Origin of the sequence: Microbacterium sp. NPDC057944 (assembly GCF_042887445.1) — a bacterium.
Classification (GTDB): domain Bacteria; phylum Actinomycetota; class Actinomycetes; order Actinomycetales; family Microbacteriaceae; genus Microbacterium; species Microbacterium natoriense.
Genome location: NZ_JBHVPJ010000002.1, coordinates 175700 through 194384, shown reverse-complemented (window position 1 = coordinate 194384; position 18685 = coordinate 175700). Strand labels below are relative to the sequence as shown.

The window sequence follows — 18685 nt, the reverse complement described above, 5'->3', positions numbered from 1 at the left end:
GGTCTCCTCGGTCTTACTTGATGCCGGTGATCTTGACGCGCGTGAGCTCCTGGCGGTGGCCCTGACGCTTCTTGTAGCCGGTCTTGTTCTTGTACTTCTGGATGATGATCTTCGGGCCGCGGAGGTTGCCGAGAACCTCTGCCGTGACCTTGACCTTCGCGAGCTTGTCAGCGTCGGTGGTCACCGTGGCGCCGTCGACGAGCAGCACAGCGGGCAGCTCGATCTTCTCGCCCTGGGCAGCCTGAACACGGTCGAGCTGAACGATCGTGCCGACCTCGACCTTCTCCTGCCGCCCACCGGCGCGCACTACTGCGTAAACCACTTCATACCTGTTTCGTTGGGGAGCACGGTGCTCCGAGAATCTCACGGGAAGACTGTTGCTTGCATTCATCGCGGGGCGACGGGTGCGAACGCAAGACTCTCCGCACCGACCGTCGAGGACGGGGCGGCATACGCACCAAGGGACTACTTTACCGGATGCCGGGCGGTGTCGCAAAACGTCCTGCGGGGTGTGTCCGGTCGTAGGCTGGCAGCATGACCGTGCTCGTCGATGATCCGCTCTGGCCCGCGCACGGGCGCCTGTGGGCGCATCTCGTGAGCGATGAGAGCCTGGACGAGCTGCACGCCTTCGCGAGTTCTCTGAGCGTGCCGGAGCGCGCTTTCGACCTCGACCACTACGACGTGCCGGAGGACATGATCCCCCGGCTCATCACCGCCGGCGCTCAGCACGTCGGCGGCAAGGAGCTGGTGCGCAGGCTGATCGCCTCAGGACTGCGCGTCCCCGCCCGCGACCGGAGCTGACGACTCGGAGTTCACCGACACGGGCGTGCCCGTGAGAGCCGCCGTGGTCACCCGACGACGGCCCCGGCCCTGACCGGGCGCCTTCGGCTCGGGAAGGGCGTCCAGCACCGAGTCGAGCAGCTGCTCTGCGGGAGACTTCGGCGCCTTCCGATCGGACCCGCGCTTCTTGCGGGCCTTCTTCGGACGCTCCTGCGCCACGGTCTGCTCGACGGCGGGCGCGGCGGCATCCGTCGCTCCCTCCGCGTTCGGGGCGAGCGTCGACGCGGCGATCTGCGCGAGGGCCGACTTCGCGCCCTCGGGGATGCTGTGCGTCACGTTCGGGGCCGGCGGCGCGCTCTGGGCCGGCGCGGAGTTGCCGCGCTGGCGACGGTTCTGCTGTCCGTTCCCGTTCGACGGCGCTCGGTGCTTCACGACGGGGTCGTGGTGCACGATGACACCGCGGCCGGCGCAGACCTCGCACGCCTCGCTGAAGGTCTCCAGGAGGCCGAGTCCGAGCTTCTTGCGGGTCATCTGCACGAGGCCGAGCGAGGTGACCTCGGCGACCTGGTGCTTCGTGCGGTCCCGGCTGAGGCACTCGATGAGACGGCGCAGCACGAGGTCGCGGTTCGACTCCAGCACCATGTCGATGAAGTCGACGACGATGATGCCGCCGATGTCGCGCAGCCGCAGCTGACGTACGATCTCCTCTGCCGCCTCCAGGTTGTTCTTGGTGACGGTCTCCTCGAGGTTTCCCCCGGAGCCGACGAACTTCCCGGTGTTGACGTCGACGACCGTCATGGCCTCGGTGCGGTCGATCACGAGGGAGCCGCCCGAGGGCAGCCATACCTTGCGGTCGAGGGCCTTCTCGATCTGCTCCGTGATGCGGAACGCGTCGAACGGGTCGGTCTCGTCCTCGTACGACTCCACACGCTCGAGCAGATCGGGAGCGACGCTCTCCAGGTAAGCGCGGATGGTGCGCTGCGACTCGTCGCCCTGGATCAGCATCTTCGTGAAGTCCTCGTTGAAGACGTCGCGGACGATCTTGACGAGCAGATCCGGCTCGGCGTGCAGCAGCGCGGGAGCCTGCTGGTTCTCCACCTGCTTCTGGATGTGCTCCCACTGGGTCGTGAGGCGCTGCACGTCGCGCGTCAGCTGCTCCTCCGTGGCGCCCTCTGCCGCCGTGCGGACGATCACGCCGGAGGACTCGGGGAGCACCTCCTTGAGGATGCGCTTGAGTCGCGCGCGCTCGTTGTCGGGCAGCTTGCGGCTGATGCCGTTCATCGATCCGCCGGGCACGTACACGAGGTAGCGGCCGGGGAGCGAGATCTGGCTGGTGAGGCGGGCGCCCTTGTGGCCGACCGGGTCCTTCGTGACCTGGACGAGCACGCGGTCACCGGGCTTGAGCGCGAGCTCGATGCGGCGGGGCTGGTTGCCGGTCTCGACGCCGTCCCAGTCGACCTCGCCGGAGTACAGCACGGCGTTGCGGCCGCGGCCGATGTCGACGAAGGCGGCTTCCATGCTCGGGAGCACGTTCTGCACGCGGCCGAGGTAGACGTTGCCGATCAGCGACGCGTCCTGGTTGCGGGCGACGTAGTGCTCGACGAGAACGCCGTCTTCGAGGACACCGATCTGGGTGCGGCCGTTCTTGGAGCGGACGACCATCTTGCGGTCGACGGACTCGCGGCGAGCGAGGAACTCGGCCTCGGTCACGACGGGACGGCGGCGACCGGCATCGCGACCGTCGCGACGGCGCTGCTTCTTCGCCTCCAGGCGGGTCGATCCCTTGATCGCCTTCGGCTCGGTGATGTACTCGACGACGCGCTGGCGCGGCTGACGGGGCTCGGAGCGCTCGTCGTCGCCCTCGGAGCCTCCACGGCGGCGACGGCGTCCTCGTGCGGATGCCGACTCCTCAGGCTCGCGCTGCGGGTCGCGCTCGGCGATGCGGTCGAAGACGCGACCGGGGCGTGCCGGGAGCGGGACGAACTCGGGAGCGTAGAAGTGCAACTGCGTGGACACCTGCGAGACGAACACCTCGGGCAGCAGGCCGAGCGACACGGCGGTCACCGGCGCGGGAGCAGCCGGCTCCTCCACCGCGACAGGCTCTTCGACCTTCGGCTCCGCGGCGGGAGCAGACGGCTCCTCGACGGGTGCGGACTCCACGGTGGCGGGCTGGGCGTCTGCCGCGTCGGCGGCAGCGGATGCCGCAGCACCGGGCTCGTCCGTCGCAGCGGGCGTCTCGTCTCGGTCGGCTCCGCCGTCCTCGCTCGACGAGCGGGGGGCGTCAGCGACCGGGGCGTCGGCTTCGGAGGCGTCACCCTCGGGAGCGTCAGCCCCCTCAGGAGCGTCACCCTCTGGGGCCTCGGCAGTGTCGGGCTCCGGGGTGCCGGCGATCGGGGCACCGCCCTCGGGGGCGTCTGCCTCGGCCGCATCGGCGGGGGCGTCGACCTCGGGGGCGTCGGTCGCCTCGGAGGATTCAGCGTCCTCCGCAGCGTCGACGACTACCTCTGCGGGTGCGTCAGCATCCGCGGAGAAGTCGAGGGTAGGGGCGTCGTAGTCATTGGTCTCATCGGCCATCTCTGGCGAACTCCTCGCGCGCGGCACCCGGTGCCTCGCGAAATCTCATGCGGCACCCGCAGGTGCCGCGAACTCACTCGGTGTGTGACCGGCTCACGGCTCTGATCACGTGGGGCATACGGCCCCGAAGTCTGCGTCGATGCGTGCCACGGCGTGTGCCGAGCGGTGCATCACAGGCCATTATCGCACCATGTGGGCGTGTTCGCGGCATCCGCTCCCTCGCGCGCCGCTGGCGCGTTCTCGTCGGGCGCATAGCAATCGCTGTGATAATCCACATATGAGCGAGCAGCGCACCCGCCCCATCGGCTACGGAATCTGGTTGATCGTCGCGAGTGTGGTCGGCTGGTTCGCCGCATTCCAGCTCACGATCGAGAAGTTCGTCGTGCTGCAGAACCCCGAGGCCGCACTGAGCTGCGACATCAGCCCGCTCATCCAGTGCGGCAAGAACCTGGAGTCGTGGCAGGGATCGGTCTTCGGCTTCCCGAACCCGATCCTCGGGCTGACCGGCTGGATGGCACCCCTGGTCATCGGTGTGGCGGTCCTCGCCGGAGCGCGCTTCCCCCGGTGGTTCTGGGCGATCTTCGGCGCCGGCATCACCTTCGCCTTCGGCTTCGTCTGCTGGCTGATCTCGCAGAGCATCTACGAGCTCGTCGTCCTCTGCCCTTGGTGCATGGTGACGTGGGCCGTGACCATCCCGACCTTCTTCGCGACGATGCTGCATCTCACCCGCAACGGCACCTTCACCCGGAACGAGAAGGTCCAGGAGCGCGCGGGGAGCCTCATGGCATGGGTCCCGCTGGCCGCGATCGTGGCCTACGCCATCATCATCGCCATGGCTCAGCTCAAGGGCATCGACTTCATCGGCGAGATGATCCGCATCATCTTCTGAGCCTCGTACGGAGACGAGAGAGCCCTCCCGCATCGCGAAGATGCGGGAGGGCTCTCGTCGCGGAGGACGGGCTCAGTCGAACCAGATGCCGAGCTCGCGGGCGGCGGACTCGGGGCTGTCCGAACCGTGCACGAGGTTCTGCTGCACCTTGAGGCCCCAGTCGCGGCCGAAGTCGCCGCGGATCGTCCCGGGAGCCGCCGTGGTCGGGTCGGTGGTGCCCGCGAGGGAACGGAAGCCCTCGATCACGCGGTTGCCCGCGAGACGGATCGCCACCGACGGGCCGGAGAGCATGAACTCGAGCAGCGGCTCGTAGAACGGCTTGCCCTCGTGCTCCGCGTAGTGCGCGGCGAGGAGGTCGCGGTCGGGGTCGACGAGACGGATGTCGACGAGGGCATAGCCCTTCGCCTCGATGCGCGCCAGGATCGCTCCGGTGAGGCCGCGGGCGACGCCGTCCGGCTTGACGAGGACGAGGGTTTCTTCGGTGGCCATGTCATTCACTCTCTGTGTCTGAGGTCTGCGTGGTCTGAGTCGAGTTCTGCGGGTCGGCGGGACGTCGTGCATCCACGCGCGCCCCCACGATCGTCGCATACGCCCACATGCCGCCGAAAATCACGACGACGAGCAGGATGGCGGGCACGAGGACCGCGGAGAGCGCGATGACCGCCTGGATCACCCAGCCCGCGGTGATCGCCCACGGACGGGTGATCATGCCGGCCACGGCGATGCAGGCGAGAGCGACGATGCCGCCGCCGACGATCCCCCACCACGGCTCGACGCCGTCGGGGAGCGCCTTCAACCCGAACACCGTGAGTCCGGCGAGGAAGACGACGATCGACTCGAAGCCGAGCACCACCGGCGCGAGCTTCTGCACGAGGGTGCGCGGCGGTCGAGGAGAGCGCGCGGGAGCGGATGCTGCGCTCACGCGCGCCACCCCGACTTCCAGTCCTCCTCCTCGGCGAGGGCGATCGCCTCACCCGCGAGCACCACGGAGCCCGCGATCACGACGGCGCGCCGATCCGACGAGGCGGCCCACTCGCGAGCCGCGTCGGCGGCCTCGGCGAGGGTCGGATGCACGGTGGCGCGGTGCCCCGTCTGCTCGACGAGGTCCGCGATCGCGTCGGCGTCGCTGGCGCGGTCGGACTCGGGAGCGGTCGCGAAGACGTGCGCGGCGACCGGGGCGAGCTTCGCCACGATCCCTGCGGCGTCCTTGTCGGCGAGGACGCCGAGCACGACACCCCACTCGTCGAAGTCGAAGCTGTCGTCCAGCGCCTGCGCGAGGGCGGCGGCGCCGTGCGGGTTGTGCGCGGCGTCGACGATCACGGTCGGAGCGATGCCGAGCAGCTGCAGGCGGCCGGGAGAGGTCGCGGACTGCAGACCGTCGGTGACCACGTCCGGCGCGATCGGCTTGGCACCGCCCCCGATGAGCGACTCCACGGCAGCGACGGCCAGGGCGGCGTTGTGGCCCTGGTGAGCCCCGTAGAGGGGCAGGTACTCCTCGACGTATTCCCCCGCGAGCCCGCGGATCGTCAGCAGCTGCCCGCCGACGGCGAGCTTCTGCTCGGTGAGTCCGAACTCCTCGCCCTCGAACGCGATGTCCGCGTTCTTCTCGGCGGCGACCCGGCGGAGGACCTCGGCAGCCTCGGCGGGCTGCTGCGCGGAGACCACCGCTGCACCCTCCTTGATGATCCCCGCCTTCACCTGGGCGATCGCGGCGATCGTGTCTCCCAGGCGGTCGGCGTGGTCGATGTCGATCGGCGCGAAGACCGCGACGTCGCCGTCGGCGGTGTTCGTCGAGTCCCACTCGCCCCCCATGCCGACCTCGAGCACGAGCACGTCGACCGGAGCATCCGCCACGGCCACGAAGGCGAGCACGGTGAGCAGCTCGAAGAACGTCAGCGGCGCATCGCCCGCGGCCTCCAGCTCGGCGTCGACGATCCCGACGAAGGGCTCGATCTCGTCCCAGGCGTCGGCGACGGCCTCGTCGGAGATCGGCTCCCCGTCGATCATGATGCGCTCGGTGAATCGTTCCAGGTGCGGACTCGTGAACAGTCCGGTGCGCAGGTCGTGAGCCCGCAGCAGGCTCTCGATCATCCGCGCGGTCGACGTCTTGCCGTTCGTGCCCGTGATGTGCACGACCCGATACGTCTTCTGCGGGTCGTCGAGGAAGGCGAGGATGCGGGCGACGCGCTCCTTGCGCGGCTGCACCCAGCGCTCCCCCGCACGGCTCAGCAGTGCCTCGTAGACGGCATCCGCCCGCTCGCGTGCGCTCATGCTGCGCCTCCGATCCGGCTGACGGCGACCGTGAAGTCGCCCGTGTTGGCGTAGGTGCCCGTCGAGATGACGGCCTCGAACTCCGCGGCGGGCAGTTCGGCGCCGCCGCGGTGGACGCCGTGCTGGAGCGCGAGGGTCTCCCCCGCGACATCGGCGATCTCGAATGCGCCGGCCACGGCATCCGCGTCCGCATCGCTGTCGAATCGGAGGTCGAGACGGATCCGGTCGCTGACGTCGAAGCCCGCGTTCTTGCGGGTCTCCTGCACGGCGCGGATGACGTCGCGCGCCAGGCCCTCGGCTTCGAGCTCGGGGGTGGTCCGGGTGTCGAGCAGCACGAAGCCGCCGGTCGGCACGATCGCGAGCGCCTCGCCCTCGGGGCGCCCCGTCGTCTCCAGCACGAGCTCGTACTCGGCGGGCTCCAGGGCGATGCCGCCCGCGGTCACCACCCTGTCGGTCTCCGACCAGTCGCCGCTGCGGGCGGCCTGGATCGCCTTCTGCACGTCCTTGCCCAGGCGAGGACCGGCGGCGCGCGCGTTGACGCTGAGGCGGTGGTCGATACCGTACTCGGATGCGGTGGTCTCGGTCTGCGGCACCAGTTCGACGGACTTGACGTTCAGCTCCTCGCGGAGGATGTCCTCGAACTGGCCGAGCGTCGCGGCGAGCGGCGAGACGACCGTGAGCCGCGCGAGCGGCAGCCGCACGCGCAGCTTCTCCTTCTTGCGCAGCGCGTTGCCGACGCTGGACAGCTCACGCACGGCGTCCATCGCATCGCGGATCTCGTCGGCCGCGGGGAACGCGGAGGCGTCGGGCCAGTCCTGCAGGTGCACGCTGCGCCCGCCGGTGAGTCCCTGCCACACGCGCTCGCTCACCAGCGGCACGAGGGGCGCCGCCACGCGGCACAGCGTCTCGAGCACCGTGTAGAGGGTGTCGAACGCCTCGGTCGACGCACCCTCCCAGAACCGGTCGCGCGAACGGCGGATGTACCAGTTCGTGAGGACCTCGGCGAAGTCGCGCAGGCGCGCCGAGGCCGTGGTCGAGTCGAGCCCCTCGAGGTCGACGCGCACCTCGCGCACGAGGTCGCCGAGGCGGGCGAGGATGTAGCGGTCGAGCACGTCGGTGGAGTCGGTGCGCCACGACGCCTGGTAACCGCCCTCGGTCGCCGCGTTGGCGTACGTCGCGAAGAAGTACCACGAGTTCCACAGCGGCAGCAGGAACTCGCGCACGCCGGCACGGATGCCCTCCTCTGTGACGGCCAGGTTGCCGCCGCGGAGCACGGCGCTGGACATGAGGAACCACCGCATGGCGTCGGAGCCGTCGCGGTCGAGCACCTCGCTGACGTCGGGGTAGTTGCGCAGCGACTTCGACATCTTGTAGCCGTCGCTGCCGAGGACGATGCCGTGGCAGCTCACCCCGGTGAACGCGGGCCGGTCGAACAACGCCGTCGACAGCACGTGCATGACGTAGAACCATCCGCGGGTCTGTCCGATGTACTCGACGATGAAGTCCGCGGGCGCGTGCGTGTCGAACCATTCCTGGTTCTCGAACGGGTAGTGCACCTGCGCGTACGGCATCGAGCCCGAGTCGAACCACACGTCGAAGACGTCCTCGATGCGCCGCATGGTGCTGCGCCCGGTCGGGTCGTCGGGATTCGGTCGGGTCAGGTCGTCGATGCACGGGCGGTGCAGGTCGATCTCGCCCTCGGGGTTGCGCGGCAGCGCACCGAAGTCGCGCTCCAGCTCCTCCAGCGACCCGTACGCGTCGACGCGCGGGTATTCGGGGTCGTCGCTCTTCCAGATCGGGATCGGCGAACCCCAGTAGCGGTTGCGGCTGATCGACCAGTCGCGCGCGCCCTCGAGCCACTTGCCGAACTGGCCGTGCTTGACGTTCTCGGGCACCCACGTGATCTGCTCGTTGTTCGCGAGCAGATCGTCCTTGATGTCGGTGACACGGATGAACCAGCTCGACACGGCCTTGTAGATCAGGGGGTTCCGGCAGCGCCAGCAGTGCGGGTAGGAGTGCACGTAGCTCTGCTCGCGGACCAGGCGCTGCTCCGCGCGGAGCAGACGGATCAGCGGCGTGTTCGCGTCCATCCACAGCTCGCCGGCGACGTCGGTGACGTTCGGGAGGAAGCGCCCTCCGTCGTCGAGCGACAGGATGGTCGGGATGCCGGCGGCCTCGGCCACCCGCTGGTCGTCCTCACCGTACGCGGGCGCCTGGTGCACGACGCCCGTGCCGTCGGTGGTCGTGACGTAGTCGTCGACGAGGATCTGCCACGCGTTCTGCGTGCCGTAGGTCTCGGTGTCGGCGTAGTACGAGAACAGGGGCTCGTAGCGGAGACCGCCGAGCAGCGCACCCTTGACGGTTCCGCTCGCGGCGTCCAGAGCGGCCGCGGCATCCTCGTAGCCGAGGTCCTTCGCGTAGCCGCCGAGCAGGTCGCGGGCGAGCAGGTAGCGCGCACCGTCGACGCCCTCGGAGGCGCCGTTCGGCCCCGCGGGCACGACGACGTACTCGATGTCGGGCCCCACGGCGAGCGCGAGGTTGGTCGGGAGCGTCCACGGGGTGGTCGTCCAGGCCAGCACCCGCACCCCGGCGAGGCCGAGCTGCTCAGCCTCGGCGCCGATCAGCGGGAACGACACCGTGACGGACGGGTCCTGACGGTCCTTGTAGACGTCGTCGTCCATGCGCAGCTCGTGGGCGCTGAGGGGCGTCTCGTCGCGCCAGCAGTACGGCAGCACGCGGTAGCCCTCGTAGGCGAGACCCTTGTCGTACAGGGTCTTGAACGCCCAGAGCACGCTCTCCATGTAGCCGAGGTCGAGCGTCTTGTAGCCGCGGTCGAAGTCGACCCAGCGCGCCTGACGCGTGACGTAGTCCTGCCACTCGCGCGTGTACGTGAGCACCGAGTCCTTCGCCTTCGCGTTGAAGACGTCGATCCCCATGTCCTCGATCTCGCTCTTCTCGGTGATGCCGAGCTGCTTCATCGCCTCGAGCTCTGCCGGCAGACCGTGCGTGTCCCAGCCGAAGACGCGGTCGACCTTCTTGCCGAGCATCGTCTGGAAGCGCGGGAACACGTCCTTCGCGTACCCGGTGAGCAGGTGTCCGTAGTGCGGCAGGCCGTTCGCGAACGGAGGGCCGTCGTAGAAGACCCATTCGTCGGCGCCCTCGCGCTGCTCGATCGAGGCGCGGAACGTCTGGTCGGACTCCCAGAAGTCGAGCACTTCGCGCTCGATGGCGGGGAAGCGGGGGCTCGGTGCGACGGAGGCAGCCTGATCGGCGGCGGGGCCGAAGGAGGAACGCGGGTAGGTCATGTCGTCTCGCAGTGATCGTCGTGGCGGATGCTGCTGCAAGGACGATCCTCACGGACCGCGGTACCACCTCGCTTACCGCGCCTCACGGCGGGGCCACTCTCACTGCGGCTGTGACGGGCCTGCCCCGCTCGGTTCTACTTGCCCCGACGGGCTCAGCCTGTCGATGCGTTCTTCCGAGAGCTCCCCGGTGATGGCCGGATCGATGCTCGTGCCCCCATTGTACGCGGCACAGCAGCAGTCGAGGACCGTCGTGCTCCACCGCTCACTGAGCGTCGGCGGCACCCCCTACCCTCGAACCATGGCACGTTCGTCCGATTCCCCCGCCGCTCCTCGCGTCTCTCCCCCCGACCTTCCTCGTGAATACGTCGACGCCGCCCCCGCGCGCAGCGCCGACCTCGTGGCAGCGCGTCTCGACCTCGACGGACCGGCAGATCTCGCGTACGCGTCGCTCGAGCAGTGCGTCGTCGTCGCCGACGCGGATGCCGTCGATCTCACCGGAGCCACGCTCCTCGACGTCGAGATGACCGGAGTCCGCATCGCCTCCCTCCGCATGCGGGGTGCGAGCGTCCGTCGCCTGCGGATAGCCGGCGGACGAATCGGCACCCTCGATCTCAGCGACGCCAGGATCGACGAGCTCGAGCTCCGCGACCTCCGCGTGGACTACCTGAACCTCGGTGGCGCGAAGGCGGTCGACGTCGATGTCGTCGACTGCAGCATCCGCACGGTCGATCTCCCCCAGTCCGAGCTCACGAGGGTGCGCTTCCGCGGTACGTCCAGCGACGAGGTCGACCCACGGGGGATGCGGGCCGTCGACGTCGATCTCCGCGGCCTCGACGCGCTGAGCTACCTCGACGCGAACAGCCTGCGCGGCACGACGCTCTCCGGCTTCCAGGTGCAGCAGCTCGCACCCGTCCTCGCCGCGAGCATCGGCATTCAGGTCAAGGACTGACCGCTCGCCGCCAGCAGCTCCCTCGTGAACGGGTGCCGCGGGGCCGCGAAGACCTCAGACACGCGACCCTGCTCCACGATCCGTCCGTCCTGCATCACCAGCACCGTGTCGCAGACCGCCCCGACGACGTCGAGATCGTGCGAGACGAAGATCATGGTCAGCCCGCGCGTCCGCTGCAGCCGCACCAGCAGCTGCAGCACGCGCTCCCGGACCGAGGGGTCGAGGGCGGAGACCGGCTCGTCGAGCACCAGCACGTCCGGCTCGGCGGCGAGCGCGCGGGCGATCGCCGCCCGCTGCCGCTGACCGCCGGACAGCGCGATGGGACGCCGGTCTGCGAGCCCCGGATCGAGGTCGACCTCCGCCATCAGTGCCGCCGTCTTCGCCGCGCGCTGCGCACGGGACACCCCGCCAGCGGCGAGCGCCTCCCGCAGCGATCGTCCGATCGTCCAGCGGGGGTCGAAGGCGCCGAGCGGATTCTGATGCACGAGCTGCACCCGATGGGTCCCCTGCCAGCGCAGCTCCCCGGCATCCGGAGTCTCCACGCCGACGATCATGCGAGCGAGCGTCGTCTTGCCCGATCCCGACTCCCCCACCACGCCGAGTGTGCGCCCCTCCGGCACGGCGAAGTCCGCATCGCCCACCGCCGACACGCCTCCGAAGCTCTTCGCGACCCCGCTGCCCACGAGCACAGGGGTCGGGTCTCCCTCTTCCGTCTCTCTCGGCGTGTGACGGGTCGCGGCGATCAGCTCGCGCGTGTAGTCGTGCCGAGGGTTCTCCAGCACGTCCGCCGTATTCCCCTCCTCGACGACGATGCCCCCGCGCATGACCAGCACCCGGTCCGCCAGTCTGCGGACCGCCGCGAAGTCGTGGCTGATGAACAGCACCGCGGTGCCGGCGTCGGCGATCTCCCTCAGCAGTGCGAGGATGCGCGCCTGGACGGTGGCGTCCAGCGCCGTGGTGGGCTCGTCTGCAACGAGCACGGCAGGCCCCGCCGCGAGGGCGGAGGCGATCAGCGCCCTCTGGCGGAGCCCCCCGGAGAGCTCATGCGGGTACTGGCGCGCGCGGCGCTCCGGATCGGGCATCCACACTCGGCGCAGCTGCTCCTGCACGCGCTCGGGTCCCGCGTCGAGCCCGTGGACGCGCAGCGGCTCGGCGACCTCGCTGCCGATCCTCTGCAGCGGGTCGAGCGACACCAGCGCATCCTGGGACACCAGCGCGATGCGCGCGCCCCTGAGCCGTCGCCATGCGCGCTCGCCGAGGCCCGCGGCATCCTCGCCGTCGATCAGCAGGCGATCGACGTGCACGCGCCCCGCGCTCAGCCCGAGCAGCGCCCGCGCCGTGAGGGATTTGCCCGCACCGGACTCCCCGACGATCGCGACGCACTCCCCCGGCGCCACCGAGAACGACACGCCGTCGACGACCGCCGGCCCGTCGAAGCCGATGCGCAGCCCCTCCACCTCCAGCGCGGCCGTCATGACCTCACCCCGTCGGCGCGCGCTCGGAGCATGCGGCCGACGACGGTCGCAGCGACGACGGTCAGGGTGATGGCCGCCCCGGGGAACACCGAGATCCACCAGGCCTGTCCGAGCACGTTGCGTCCTCCCGAGAGCATGAGACCCCACTCCGGGGTCGGCTCGGCAGGGCCGAGCCCGAGGAAGCTGAGCCCTGCGGCGGCGAGGATGCTGGATCCGATGCCGATCGTGGCGAGGACGCTCAGCGAACCGAGCACCCCCGGCGCCACGTGCCGCAGGAACGCCGAGAAGCGAGGGACGCCGAGGATCCGCGCCGCCTCGACGTGCTCGGCGAGGCGCAGCGTACGGGTCTGCACCCGTGCCAGTCGGACGTAGACGGGAACAGCGGCGAGCGTCACCGCGATCGCGATGTTCGCGGGTCCCGGCCCGAGCACGGCGATCACGACGAGCGCGACGAGGAACTCCGGGAAGGCCATCAGCACGTCGTTCACCCGCATGAGCGCGACATCGAGACCGCGGGGCGATACGCCGGCGAGAGAGCCGATCGCGAGGCCGACGACCAGGGCGATGCCGGTGGCGAGCAGCCCGATGCCCACGGACCGCCCGGCTCCGTGCACGACCCGCGAGTACACGTCCCGCCCGCTCTGGTCGGTGCCGAAGAGATGCTCGGCGCTCGGGGGCAGCAGCGCGGAGCGCACGTCGGTCTGGAGCGGATCGTGCGTCGCGAGGACGTCGGGCAGCAGCGCCGCGAACGCGATGACGGCCAGGATGACGACAGCCGTCCACAGCAGAACGCGCCTCATCGGACACCCGCCGATCGGGAGCGCAGACGCGGGTCGATGAGCGGATGGACCAGCTCGACCACCACGTTCACGATCACGAACACCACGGCGCTGAGCAGGATGATCCCCGTGATGACGGGAAGATCGCGATCGCTGATCGCCGCGAGGGTGACGCGACCGAGGCCCGGACGGGCGAACACCGTCTCCACGAGCACCGCCCCGCCCAGCACGGAGCCGGTGAGGTAGGCGGCCAGGGTGATCGCGCCGGCGGCGCCGTGACGCAGCCCGTGCCGTGCGGTGAACCGGAGCGGACTCGCTCCCCGCGCGCGCACCGTCTCGGCGAACGGCATCCGCTCCGCCTGTACGAGCCCGTCGCGCAGCACCTGGCTGAGCAGGGCGGCCACGGGCAGGGCGAGGGTGATGGCGGGCAGCACGATCGTGGCGGGATTGCGGGTGCCGGAGACCGGGAACCACCCCAGTCCGAACGCGAACACGCTCAGCAGCACGAGGCCGATCCAGAACACCGGCGACGACAGCACGACGAGCTCGATTCCGGCCGCGACGGCGCGCGCGGCCCGCCCGCGTACGAGGAACGACACGGCGAGCGCGAGCACGATCGCGATCAGCAGCGCGAGTGCCGCCAACTGCACCGTCGCACCGAGCTGTCTGCCGATGACCTCGGTCACCGGCAGACGCAGCTGATACGACTCGCCCAGATCACCGCGGGCCAGCCTCCCGATGAAGCTCGCATACTGCTCCAGCGGCGGTCGATCCAGCCCGAGTTCGGCGCGGATCGAGTCCTTGACGGCCTCGCTCACCTGGGCCTGCGGGCCGAGCATGACCGAGACCGGATCTCCGGGGATCACCCGGAAGGCGAGGAAGGCCAGCGTGGCGGCGCCCCAGAGCACGGCGGCGGCCGATGCGACGATCCCGGCGATGCGGAGCAGCACGGCCTTCACCCGTCTCGTCACCTCGACTCGCTCCGTTCGCTCGGGACGGCGCTCGTCTCGTTCCCTCGGCGGCCGAGGGGCGTCAGCCGACGCTCACATCGTAGAACAGCGGCCGCCCGTACAGGTCGTAGTCGAGGCCCTTGACCCGCTCGCCCACCGCGGTGATCGCCGAGGGGCTGTAGAGCGGGACGATGGCGACATGCTGGGCGTTCCACTGCTGCACCTGGGTGTAGAGCTCGTCGCGCTTCTTCTGGTCGCTCGTCGCGACCGCCTCTTCGAGGAGCGCGTCGAGAGCGGGGTCGGAGACCTGCGAGGCGTTCTGGAAGCCGTCCGTGTGCAGGTGGTTGCGCAGGAAGTCCGGGTCGACTCCGGAGAAGTCCCAGTCCGTGAGGTCGAAGGTCTTCGGACCGTACTGCTCGTTGTACTTGCCCGGTTCGAGCGTCTCCCGGACGACCTCGAAGCCGATCTTCTTGAGGTCGGACTGGATGGCGTTCGCGAGCGCCGCTCGGTCATCGGGGATCGGAGTCCAGGCGATCCAGCGAACGGAGAGGCGCGTGCCATCCTTCATGCGGATGCCGTCGGCGTCGCGCTCCGTCCAGCCGGCCTCGTCGAGGAGGGCGTTCGCCGCGTCCTCGTCGTAGGGCCAGGTGCCCTCGAGCGATGCGTCGTACCCGGGCGTCGTGGAGCCGAGGATGCTCCACGCCCGCGGGAACTGGCCGAAGAAGATCTCCTCGACGGCGGAGTCGATGTCGATGCCCCGCGAGAACGCCTGGCGCACCTTCTCGTCGGCGAACACGCCGTACTTCTCGTTCAGGTACAGCGAGTACGGCAGGCCAGGGTATTCGACCGAGTCCACGGTGACGCCATCGCCCAGCCCCTTCACCAGGTTCGGCGGCATGTTGCTGGCGATGTCGGACTCGCCGCTCTTCACGACTCCGGCGCGGACCGACGCCTCGGGCTGGATCTCGACGCGCAGGGTCTCGACCTTCGGCGCCGTGGCGTCGTGCGGTCCCCAGGCGTAGTCGTCGTTGCGGGTGTAGACGATCTCCTGATCGGGCGTGTACTCGGTGAGCTCGAAGGGCCCGGTCCCGACGGTGATCCCCGGACCGCCCGCCTTGAGCTTGTCGGCGGACTCCTTCAGCACCTTCGGCGAGTAGAACCCGAGCTGAGGAGTGCTCGCCGCCTGGAGGAAGGGAGCGTAGGGCTGGGTGAAGGACACCTTCACGGTGTGGTCGTCGACGACCTCGGTGCCCTTGTAGTAGTCGGCGCCGAGCATGCTCGCGGCCTGCGCGGACTTCGTCGCCGGGTCGACGATGCGGTCGAAGTTGGCCTTGACGGCCGCGGCGTCGAACTTCTCTCCGTCTGTGAAGGTGACGTCGTCTCGCAGCGTGAAGGTGTACTCCGTGCTGTCGGGCGAGACCTCCCACTTCGTCGCGAGCCACGGGGTGAAGCTGCCGTCGTCCTCCTGGAACACCAACGAGTCGAGCACGGCGCGCTGCACCATGCCGGAGACGTCGAGCTGGCTCACCTGCGGGTCCATGTGCCCCGCCGAGAGGTTGGCTCCCTCGATGGACCAGACGATCTCGTCGGAGGCGTCGCCGCTGCCGGCGGAGGTGCAGGCGCTGAGAACCAGGGCGGAGGCGGCCGCGAGTGCCACGGCGGGCAGGAGGCGACGCAGGGAGCGTGCGGGCATGGCGATTCCTCAGGAAGAACGGATCGGGATGCTTCGATTCTACGGTGGATTCTTGGACGGGGTCGATGTACGACCCCCTTGTTATGCGGTCGGTACACTGGAGGCACAATCCACACTCAGGCACGCTCACACAGTGCCGCATACATCGCTCGAGGAGACCTCCCATGTCCGCTATTCCCGACAAGCCCGCACTCGAAGGTCTCGAAGCGAAGTGGAACGACGCATGGGCGGAGCAGGGCACCTACCTGTTCGACCGCATCCGAGCCGCGCAGACCGGCCGTGACGGCGTCTACTCGATCGACACTCCGCCGCCGACGGCATCCGGCTCCCTGCACATCGGGCACGTGTTCTCCTACACGCACACCGACATCAAGGCGCGGTTCGAGCGCATGCGCGGCAAGACCGTCTTCTACCCCATGGGCTGGGACGACAACGGCCTCCCCACCGAGCGTCGGGTGCAGAACTACTACGGGGTGCGCTGCGACCCCTCACTCCCCTACACCCCCGACTTCACCCCGCCGTTCGAGGGCGGAGACAACAAGTCCTCGCGCGCTGCCGACCAGCTGCCGATCAGCCGCCGCAACTTCATCGAGCTGTGCGAGCGGCTGACGGTCGAGGACGAGAAGCACTTCGAGGCGCTGTTCCGCCAGCTCGGCCTCAGCGTCGACTGGACCCAGACCTACCGGACGATCTCCGACGACACGATCCGGCAGAGCCAGCTCGCCTTCCTGCGCAACATCGAGCGCGGCGAGGCCTACCAGGCTCTCGCGCCGACGCTGTGGGACATCGACTTCCGCTCGGCGATCGCGCAGGCCGAGCTCGAGGACCGCGACCAGCAGGCCGCGTACCACACCATCGACTTCCCGTTCTCCGACGGCTCCGGCTCGATCACCATCGAGACCACCCGTCCCGAGCTCCTCCCCGCGTGCATCGCGATCGTGACGCACCCGGAGGGACCGCACAAGCACCTGATCGGCACGAAGGTGACCACGCCGTTCTTCGGCGCCGAGATCGAGATCCACGGCCACCACCTCGCGCTCGCCGACAAGGGCACCGGCGCGGCCATGGTCTGCACCTTCGGCGACGTGACGGACATCGTGTGGTGGCGCGAGCTGCGCACCGTGTCGGGCGATCACCTGCCGAACATGACGACCATCGGCCTCGACGGCCGATTCCTCCCCGACGCCCCCTCCTCGGTGGCGGATGCGGCGGCGCAGCAGTGGTACGCCGAGGAGCTCGCGGGCAAGACCGTGTTCTCCGCGCGCAAGGCCATCGTGGAGAAGCTGCAGGAGACCGGCGCGATGACCGCGGTCGGCAAGCCCTTCAACCACGCGGTGAAGTTCTTCGAGAAGGGCGACCGCCCCCTCGAGATCGTGTCGACCCGGCAGTGGTACATCCGCAACGGCGCCCGCGACGCCGAGCTGCGCGATGCCCTCATCGGCCACGGCGCCGAGCTCGCCTGGCACCCGGACTTCATGCGCGTGCGCTACGAGAACTGGGTCGGCGGTCTCACGGGCGACTGGCTCGTGTCCCGCCAGCGCTTCTTCGGCGTGCCGATCCCGCTGTGGTACGGCCTCGACGAGAACGGCGACCGCGACTACGACCGCGTGCTCACGCCCGATCACTCCGCTCTTCCGATCGACCCGACCACCGACGTGCCGGCGGGGTACACCGCAGAGCAGCGCGGCGTGCCCGGTGGTTTCGACGCCGAGGCCGACATCCTCGACACCTGGGCGACGTCCTCGCTCACCCCGCAGCTCGCCGGCGGCTGGCAGCGCGACGAGGAGCTCTGGGAGCTCACCGCGCCGTTCGACCTGCGCCCGCAGGGTCAGGACATCATCCGCACCTGGCTGTTCTCGACCATGCTGCGCTCGACCCTCGAAGACGGCCGTTCGCCGTGGCGCAACGCCGCGATCAGCGGCTTCATCGTCGACCCCGACCGCAAGAAGATGTCGAAGTCCAAGGGCAACGTGGTGACGCCCGCCGACATCCTCGACACGCACGGATCGGATGCCGTGCGCTACTGGTCGGCGTCGAGCCGACTGGGCATGGACGCCGCCTTCGACCCGCAGAACCCGACGCAGGTGAAGATCGGCCGCCGACTCGCCATCAAGGTGCTGAACGCGGCCAAGTTCGTGCTCTCGTTCCCCGTGCCAGAGGGCGCGCAGGTCACGCACGCGCTGGACGCGTCCATGCTGACGGCGCTCGACGGCGTCATCGCCGAGGCGACGAGGGCCTACGAGAACTACGACCAGGCCAAGGCCCTCGAAGTCACCGAGGCCTTCTTCTGGACCTTCTGCGACGACTACCTCGAGCTCGTCAAGGAGCGCGCGTACAACCAGAACGACGTGGGTCAGGCATCCGCGGCCCTCGCGCTGCGCCTTGCTCTGTCGACGCTGCTGCGACTGCTCGCGCCGATCCTCTCCTTCGCGACCGAAGAGGTGTGGTCCTGGTTCGAGGAGGGCTCCGTGCACACGGCGTCCTGGCCCGAGCCGCTGGGCATCGAGGGAGACGCCGCGGTGCTGTCGGTGGCCAGCGAGGCCCTGATCAGCATCCGTCGTGCGAAGACCGAGGCGAAGGCGTCGCAGAAGACCCCCGTCGCGAGCGCCATGATCACCGCCCCGGCCGAGAAGTACGAGGCGCTTCAGGCCGCTGCCGCCGATCTGTCGGCCGTGGGTCGCATCGCGGAGCTCGGACTCGCCGTTGGCGACGAGTTCGCGGTCACCGCGATCGAGCTCGCTCCCGTCGAGGCCGTGTGATGCAGCTCGGCACGCGGTGGGCCACGGGTTCCGAGCCGCCGGCGTCGGTGCCCGCCGCGCTGCGCCCCGCCATCGCCGAGGTCGAATCACGCGGCGTGAGCGGCCACTGGACGCTCACGTGGCTCGAGGGCCGTGCGATCGCCGAGCTCGACGCCGGCTGGGAAGTGTTGCAGACGGCTTCCGGCGACGTCGTAGCCCGTCCTTTCGAGGACTGACCTCCGCTCACCACCGCCCGATCGTCGAGCGAGAAGCGAAGCGAAG

The 18685-nt window shown here is 69.6% G+C and carries 15 protein-coding genes; 5 read left to right on the top strand and 10 right to left on the bottom strand.

What is annotated here, in order from left to right:
* Positions 1-13: 13 nt before the first annotated feature.
* A complete protein-coding gene (gene rplU / locus ACFVRO_RS10305) occupies positions 14-322 on the bottom strand; it encodes a 50S ribosomal protein L21 (RefSeq protein WP_181155890.1) in 309 nt (102 codons plus the stop codon).
* A gap of 212 nt (positions 323-534) precedes the next feature.
* Here rplU and ACFVRO_RS10300 point away from each other — a divergent pair, with 212 nt between their 5' ends.
* A complete protein-coding gene (locus ACFVRO_RS10300) occupies positions 535-801 on the top strand; it encodes a DUF4031 domain-containing protein (protein WP_386951966.1) in 267 nt (88 codons plus the stop codon).
* Here ACFVRO_RS10300 and ACFVRO_RS10295 read toward each other — a convergent pair.
* A complete protein-coding gene (locus ACFVRO_RS10295; protein ID WP_386951963.1) occupies positions 766-3354 on the bottom strand; it encodes an Rne/Rng family ribonuclease in 2589 nt (862 codons plus the stop codon). The two genes, ACFVRO_RS10300 and ACFVRO_RS10295, sit on opposite strands and share 36 nt — an antisense overlap.
* Positions 3355-3631: 277 nt before the next feature.
* Between ACFVRO_RS10295 and ACFVRO_RS10290 the strand changes: the two genes are divergently transcribed.
* Complete coding sequence (locus ACFVRO_RS10290; protein WP_386951960.1) at positions 3632-4243, top strand: vitamin K epoxide reductase family protein; 612 nt, start codon at positions 3632-3634, stop codon at positions 4241-4243.
* A 72-nt stretch (positions 4244-4315) separates the two neighbouring features.
* Here ACFVRO_RS10290 and ndk read toward each other — a convergent pair whose 3' ends face one another.
* Genes ndk through ileS form a run of 4 tightly spaced genes read right to left on the bottom strand, consistent with a single transcriptional unit; the run spans position 4316 to position 9819 of the window.
* On the bottom strand, positions 4316-4732 hold the full coding sequence (gene ndk, locus ACFVRO_RS10285; protein WP_102192635.1) for a nucleoside-diphosphate kinase: 417 nt from the start codon (positions 4730-4732) through the stop codon (positions 4316-4318).
* 1 nt (position 4733) lies between these two features.
* Positions 4734-5165 (bottom strand): DUF4233 domain-containing protein, encoded by a 432-nt coding sequence (locus ACFVRO_RS10280; RefSeq protein ID WP_386951958.1) that lies wholly within the window; start codon positions 5163-5165, stop codon positions 4734-4736.
* Positions 5162-6514, bottom strand: a complete 1353-nt coding sequence (locus ACFVRO_RS10275; RefSeq protein WP_386951955.1) for a bifunctional folylpolyglutamate synthase/dihydrofolate synthase — start codon at positions 6512-6514, stop codon at positions 5162-5164. The genes ACFVRO_RS10280 and ACFVRO_RS10275 overlap by 4 nt, the downstream gene beginning before the upstream one ends.
* Positions 6511-9819 carry an isoleucine--tRNA ligase gene (gene ileS, locus ACFVRO_RS10270; protein WP_386951953.1) on the bottom strand — a complete coding sequence of 1103 codons (3309 nt, stop codon included), beginning with the start codon at positions 9817-9819 and terminating at the stop codon, positions 6511-6513. Before ileS ends, ACFVRO_RS10275 begins: the two co-directional genes overlap by 4 nt.
* 298 nt (positions 9820-10117) lie before the next feature.
* On the opposite strand from ileS, the gene ACFVRO_RS10265 reads away from it, so the two are divergent.
* Positions 10118-10768, top strand: coding sequence for a pentapeptide repeat-containing protein (locus tag ACFVRO_RS10265; RefSeq protein WP_105674552.1), 651 nt, complete (start codon positions 10118-10120; stop codon positions 10766-10768).
* On the opposite strand, the gene ACFVRO_RS10260 is transcribed toward ACFVRO_RS10265, so the two are convergent.
* The 4 genes from ACFVRO_RS10260 to ACFVRO_RS10245 form a co-directional block, all read right to left on the bottom strand.
* Entirely contained in the window at positions 10753-12243 is a 1491-nt protein-coding gene (locus ACFVRO_RS10260) for an ATP-binding cassette domain-containing protein (RefSeq protein ID WP_386951951.1), read from the bottom strand. The two genes, ACFVRO_RS10265 and ACFVRO_RS10260, sit on opposite strands and share 16 nt — an antisense overlap.
* Positions 12240-13043 (bottom strand): ABC transporter permease, encoded by an 804-nt coding sequence (locus ACFVRO_RS10255; RefSeq protein WP_386951948.1) that lies wholly within the window; start codon positions 13041-13043, stop codon positions 12240-12242. The genes ACFVRO_RS10260 and ACFVRO_RS10255 overlap by 4 nt, the downstream gene beginning before the upstream one ends.
* Positions 13040-13993: an ABC transporter permease gene (locus tag ACFVRO_RS10250; protein ID WP_386951946.1), complete on the bottom strand. Its 954-nt coding sequence runs from the start codon at positions 13991-13993 to the stop codon at positions 13040-13042. The genes ACFVRO_RS10255 and ACFVRO_RS10250 overlap by 4 nt, the downstream gene beginning before the upstream one ends.
* A 61-nt stretch (positions 13994-14054) precedes the next feature.
* On the bottom strand, positions 14055-15665 hold the full coding sequence (locus ACFVRO_RS10245) for an ABC transporter substrate-binding protein (RefSeq protein ID WP_386951943.1): 1611 nt from the start codon (positions 15663-15665) through the stop codon (positions 14055-14057).
* 164 nt (positions 15666-15829) lie between these two features.
* Here ACFVRO_RS10245 and valS point away from each other — a divergent pair, with 164 nt between their 5' ends.
* Together valS and ACFVRO_RS10235 are read left to right on the top strand one after the other, a co-directional pair.
* On the top strand, positions 15830-18424 hold the full coding sequence (gene valS, locus ACFVRO_RS10240) for a valine--tRNA ligase (protein WP_386951941.1): 2595 nt from the start codon (positions 15830-15832) through the stop codon (positions 18422-18424).
* On the top strand, positions 18424-18639 hold the full coding sequence (locus ACFVRO_RS10235; protein WP_386951938.1) for a hypothetical protein: 216 nt from the start codon (positions 18424-18426) through the stop codon (positions 18637-18639). Before valS ends, ACFVRO_RS10235 begins: the two co-directional genes overlap by 1 nt.
* Positions 18640-18685: the final 46 nt, after the last annotated feature.

Bases quoted from the DNA above. Each gene is read 5' to 3' on its own strand.
- ACFVRO_RS10300 (WP_386951966.1), top strand. From the start codon at position 535: ATGACCGTGCTCGTCGATGATCCGCTCTGGCCCGCGCACGGGCGCCTG.
- ACFVRO_RS10295 (WP_386951963.1), bottom strand. From the start codon at position 3,354: ATGGCCGATGAGACCAATGACTACGACGCCCCTACCCTCGACTTCTCC.
- ACFVRO_RS10290 (WP_386951960.1), top strand. From the start codon at position 3,632: ATGAGCGAGCAGCGCACCCGCCCCATCGGCTACGGAATCTGGTTGATC.
- ndk (WP_102192635.1), bottom strand. From the start codon at position 4,732: ATGGCCACCGAAGAAACCCTCGTCCTCGTCAAGCCGGACGGCGTCGCC.
- ACFVRO_RS10275 (WP_386951955.1), bottom strand. From the start codon at position 6,514: ATGAGCGCACGCGAGCGGGCGGATGCCGTCTACGAGGCACTGCTGAGC.
- ileS (WP_386951953.1), bottom strand. From the start codon at position 9,819: ATGACCTACCCGCGTTCCTCCTTCGGCCCCGCCGCCGATCAGGCTGCC.
- ACFVRO_RS10265 (WP_105674552.1), top strand. From the start codon at position 10,118: ATGGCACGTTCGTCCGATTCCCCCGCCGCTCCTCGCGTCTCTCCCCCC.
- ACFVRO_RS10260 (WP_386951951.1), bottom strand. From the start codon at position 12,243: ATGACGGCCGCGCTGGAGGTGGAGGGGCTGCGCATCGGCTTCGACGGG.
- ACFVRO_RS10255 (WP_386951948.1), bottom strand. From the start codon at position 13,043: ATGAGGCGCGTTCTGCTGTGGACGGCTGTCGTCATCCTGGCCGTCATC.
- ACFVRO_RS10245 (WP_386951943.1), bottom strand. From the start codon at position 15,665: ATGCCCGCACGCTCCCTGCGTCGCCTCCTGCCCGCCGTGGCACTCGCG.
- valS (WP_386951941.1), top strand. From the start codon at position 15,830: ATGTCCGCTATTCCCGACAAGCCCGCACTCGAAGGTCTCGAAGCGAAG.
- ACFVRO_RS10235 (WP_386951938.1), top strand. From the start codon at position 18,424: ATGCAGCTCGGCACGCGGTGGGCCACGGGTTCCGAGCCGCCGGCGTCG.